This is a genomic window from Cupriavidus sp. R6-3, from assembly GCF_059772245.1.
Genome location: NZ_JCBAJO010000338.1, coordinates 1 through 3,861, shown reverse-complemented (window position 1 = coordinate 3,861; position 3,861 = coordinate 1). Strand labels below are relative to the sequence as shown.

The 3,861-nt window shown below is 71.6% G+C and carries 2 protein-coding genes; one reads left to right on the top strand and one right to left on the bottom strand.

Going from position 1 to position 3,861, the window contains the following annotated elements; genetic code table 11:
* Nucleotides 1-1,076, bottom strand: a 1,076-nt coding sequence (locus tag AC6EI8_RS25090; RefSeq protein ID WP_498383204.1) for an ankyrin repeat domain-containing protein, incomplete at its 3' end; no start/stop codon positions are given.
* A gap of 372 nt (nt 1,077-1,448) precedes the next feature.
* Here AC6EI8_RS25090 and AC6EI8_RS25085 point away from each other — a divergent pair.
* A partial coding sequence (locus AC6EI8_RS25085) for a DUF294 nucleotidyltransferase-like domain-containing protein (protein WP_498383203.1) occupies nt 1,449-3,861 on the top strand: 2,413 nt, incomplete at its 3' end.

The window sequence follows — 3,861 nt, the reverse complement described above, 5'->3', positions numbered from 1 at the left end:
TGTTGGCGGTCGCGCTCGGCCAGGCTCGCGCCCTGTTCGAGCAGCCAGCCGATCGCCGAACGGTTGCCGTGATAGGCGGCTTCGTTCAGCGCGCTGCGGCCATTGTCGTCGCGGGCCAGGGGATCGGCGCCCTGGATCTTCAGCCAGGCGAGCAGCGTGCGCGTGCGTTCGCCCTGGTCCTCGTGCGTGGCCACCTGCATCGGCAGGCGGCCCAGCTCGGTGCGCCTGTGTGGATCGGCACCCAGCCGCAACAGCGACACGGCGAGCGCGAGTTCGTGGTGCTCGCAGGCCAGATGGAAGGCATTGCACCCGTCCGGCCCGGGACGGTCGATGAAGGCCTTGCGCTCGGCGTCCGGCACGGCCTGCAGCACCGCCTGCACCACGTCGAGACGGCCCTGCCTGCAGGCCTGCAGCCAACCCTGGTGCAGCCCCGCGTCGACCACCGTGGCATGGCGCTCGTCGCGCAGCCGCGCCAGCGCCTGCGCGACGCGTGCCTGCTGTTCGACCGTGGGCAGGTTCAAGGCATCGAGCTGGTCTTTCAACTCGCACAGCATGGCTTCGAGCGCGGTCCACTCGTGTTCCAGGTCGGCACGCAAGGCTGCCCACCGGGTCGGCGGCCCGAACGAGAAGCGCCGGTGCACGGCCATCTCTTCAGCGAGCCGTCGATCGAAGCGGGCGACGCGGCGCGCCACTTCGTCGGCGTCGAGGCGGACGAAGCCGCTGCCGTCTTCGGCGACCACATGGGCGGTCCTCGCTTCGGGCATGCGGGCCTCGATGGTTTCGCGATAGCGCGCGGCGATCGTGGCGGCCAGCGCGTCCAGTTCGGCGAGATAGCGCCTGGCCAGGGCTTGCTGCGCGTGCGGCGCGGCGGAGTGCGCTTCGTCGGCATCATCGGCCCGATCGTCGCGCAGCAGCGTCAACTGAAGATGCACGACCTGCGAGCGCCGGCTCAGCCATCGCTCCAGTTCCTCGATCGGGGACACCACTGGATGGTGCGCGATGGCGGCCTGCGCCATCTGCTGCGTCAGCGCGTCGGCGCGCGCGCTCAGGGCGTTGTGAGCGGATACGGACAGCATGGCGGTTCTCCGGCTGAGGGGGCGCAATACGGGCGCAAAAACCGGCGCAATACCGGCGCAATGTGCGCGCGATACGGACGCAGTACGAACGCAATACGAACGCAATACGAGCGCAATACGAGCGCAACGAACTCGACGAACGCGAACGCAATGCGGACGCAATGTGGACGCAATACGGACGAGACCGGACGGGCTCCGAATCTAACGGCCCGCGCCCCGTGCCCTGTCGAATTTGGCATCGTCTCTGTCGCGAATGATCCGCGCCGACTGGTTGGCGGCAGGGGCATCGCCTACCGTTCGCTGCGCCGCCGGTGCCCGCAGCCAGGCGGTGCCATCCATCGAACGGAGCGGGTCCGGGAGGGTTGCATCGCCATGTTCAGCACCGTCAGCACACGTATCGGCATGCTGGTCCAGCTGGAGGCCGGCCTTTCCCCCGGCACGCAGCGGGACGCGCTGCGCGATGCCGTTCTCGCCGGCGACCGGCGGCGGGTCAAGGACCTGCTGGCCGGCATGCCCGCGCTGGCGCGCGCCGTCGACGACGACGGCGACTCGCCGCTGCACTGGGCGGTTCGTGCCGCGGGGCGCCACGACGTCGAGGACTGGCGCGTCATCGTGACCTGCCTCCTGGAAGCGGGTGCGGACTGCAAGGCCAGGAACCGGCAGGGTTTGACGCCGCTCGATCTCGCCGCCCAGGTGCCATACGATCCGGCGGTGCTGGGCGCGCTGCGTGCCGGCGGCCCGCACGCGGCGCACGACGCCGCGGACGAGGCTGCCGATGCCGATGGCCGAATCAATGAAGGCCGCGTCGACGAGGACCGCGGCGACGAGGGCGCGGCACACGACCACGAGGGCATGACGGTCCAGCAGGGCCTGCACGGCATCGCAGGCATGCTGCGCGCGCAGGCCGATCCGCCCGTCGGCGTGCCGCGGCTGCTTGGCAAGCTGGTCGCGCTGTACCGCGACGCCGGCGCCGATTGCGCCAAGGCCTGCCTGTCCTGCTTGCGCCTGCTGCTGCAGCGGTACCCGGCGCTGGACCATACCCGCCGGGACGACATGGTGCCCTTGTACGAGGCGCTGGTGCGGATGTGGACGCGCGGCAGCCATTGGAAGGAGGGCTTCTGCTACGCGCATCACGCGCGGCGCCTGCTGCCCGCCGGCGGCCGCCTCGCCGGGGAGCTCGGCGCGGTGATCGACCGGCTGGAAGCCGCGATGGTGCGCGAGCATCTGTCACAGTGGGCGCCGCGCGCGCAGGTGCAACTGCGTGCCGCACTGTTCGACCTCGGCATGCAGTGCGCGTCGATGGCGGCGCCATTGCGGATGCTGGAGCGCGCGCATTGCCTGTTCCAGGCGGTGGCGCGCACGGAGGCGCTGATGGCCGCGCACGGCATGGCGCTCGCGCCGGAGGAGGACCCGCGCGAGGCCCTGCCGGCGCGCCAGTTGTCCATCGCGATCGCCGCGGCGCTGGACCGCTTGCGCCGGACCACCCGAGGTGCGATCGACTTCGTCGACGTCGCGCAGCGCGTGCTGCTGCTTGCCGAATCGGCCGGCGCGATCGGCCTGCACGCGCATGGCGCCGCGTGGTGCGACAGCGTGGTGCGCAACGTCGAGCAGGAAGAGTGCGTGGCCTCGCTCAGGAACTACGACTGCGGCGCGCATCGGCGCATGGCGCAGGCCTTGCGTGGCGGATCGATGGTGCCGGGGGCGCCCGCCGATCCGCCACGGCCGGTCTGGCGCACGCTGCGCGACAGCCTCGATGCCTTGCGGGCCCAGGCCGCGGAGGAGCTGGCGCATGTGGATCTGCCCGATCCGAGCGATCGCGCGGCGTTGCGCGACTGGGAAACCCCGCTGCCCATCGAAGAACTGCAGGAACGGATGACCGCGCGCTACAAGGCGCTGGTCGCGCAGATCGCGCGCGCCTGCCGGCACTGGATGCTGACCGAGCCGCCGTGCGCGTTCGCCATCGTCGGACTGGGCTCGATGAGCCGCGGCGACATGAGTCCGTATTCCGACTTCGAATATGCGCTGCTGCTGGCCGAGCCCGCACCGGCCGGCAGCCTCGCGCAGGCATGGTTCGCCAACTTCGGGCGGCTGTTCGACCTGGCCGTCTGCAGCCTCGGCGAAACGGCGGCGGGCGGCGATCATCCGCTGCCGGCGCCGGGCGGATTCGAGGTCGACGCCGGCGTGCGGGTGGCGGCGTCGGCGCTGGCCTGGACGGGCACGCCCGAGCAGCTTGCCGACATGCTGCGCCAGCGCAGCACCGCCAACGCCAACGTCCATCCCGATTCGGACCAGGGGCTGCATTTCTCGTTGCTGACGCCATGCCTCGCGCATGGCGAGCCCACGCTGATGCGGCGGCTGTCGGCGGCGATGGCGGCCCTGCTCGACGTGCCGCTGCGCGCGGACGACGCGGGCCGCCTGTGCGCGCGCGAGGATCTGGCGCTGCGCCAGCTGCAGGCAGACATGGTGCGGCTCGGCGACGCGCTGGCGCATCCGCCCGGCGGCGGCCTCGATCTGAAGCACGGCTATCGCGGCCCGCTGGTGCATGCGCTGACGTCGCTGTCGCTGCTGTCCGGCCACCCCGACACGCCGCCGCGCGCGGCGCTGGCGCGGCTCGACGCACTCAAGCGGTTCTCGGCGCCATTCCTGGCCGACTGGCGCTGGGCCATGGCAGCGGTACAGATGCTGCGCTATCGGCTGCAGCTGCAGGCGAACCGGCGCGCGGAACGGGCCGATGCGGCATGGAGCCCGTCGGATCGCCGCATGCTGCAGGCCGTCCACGACCGCG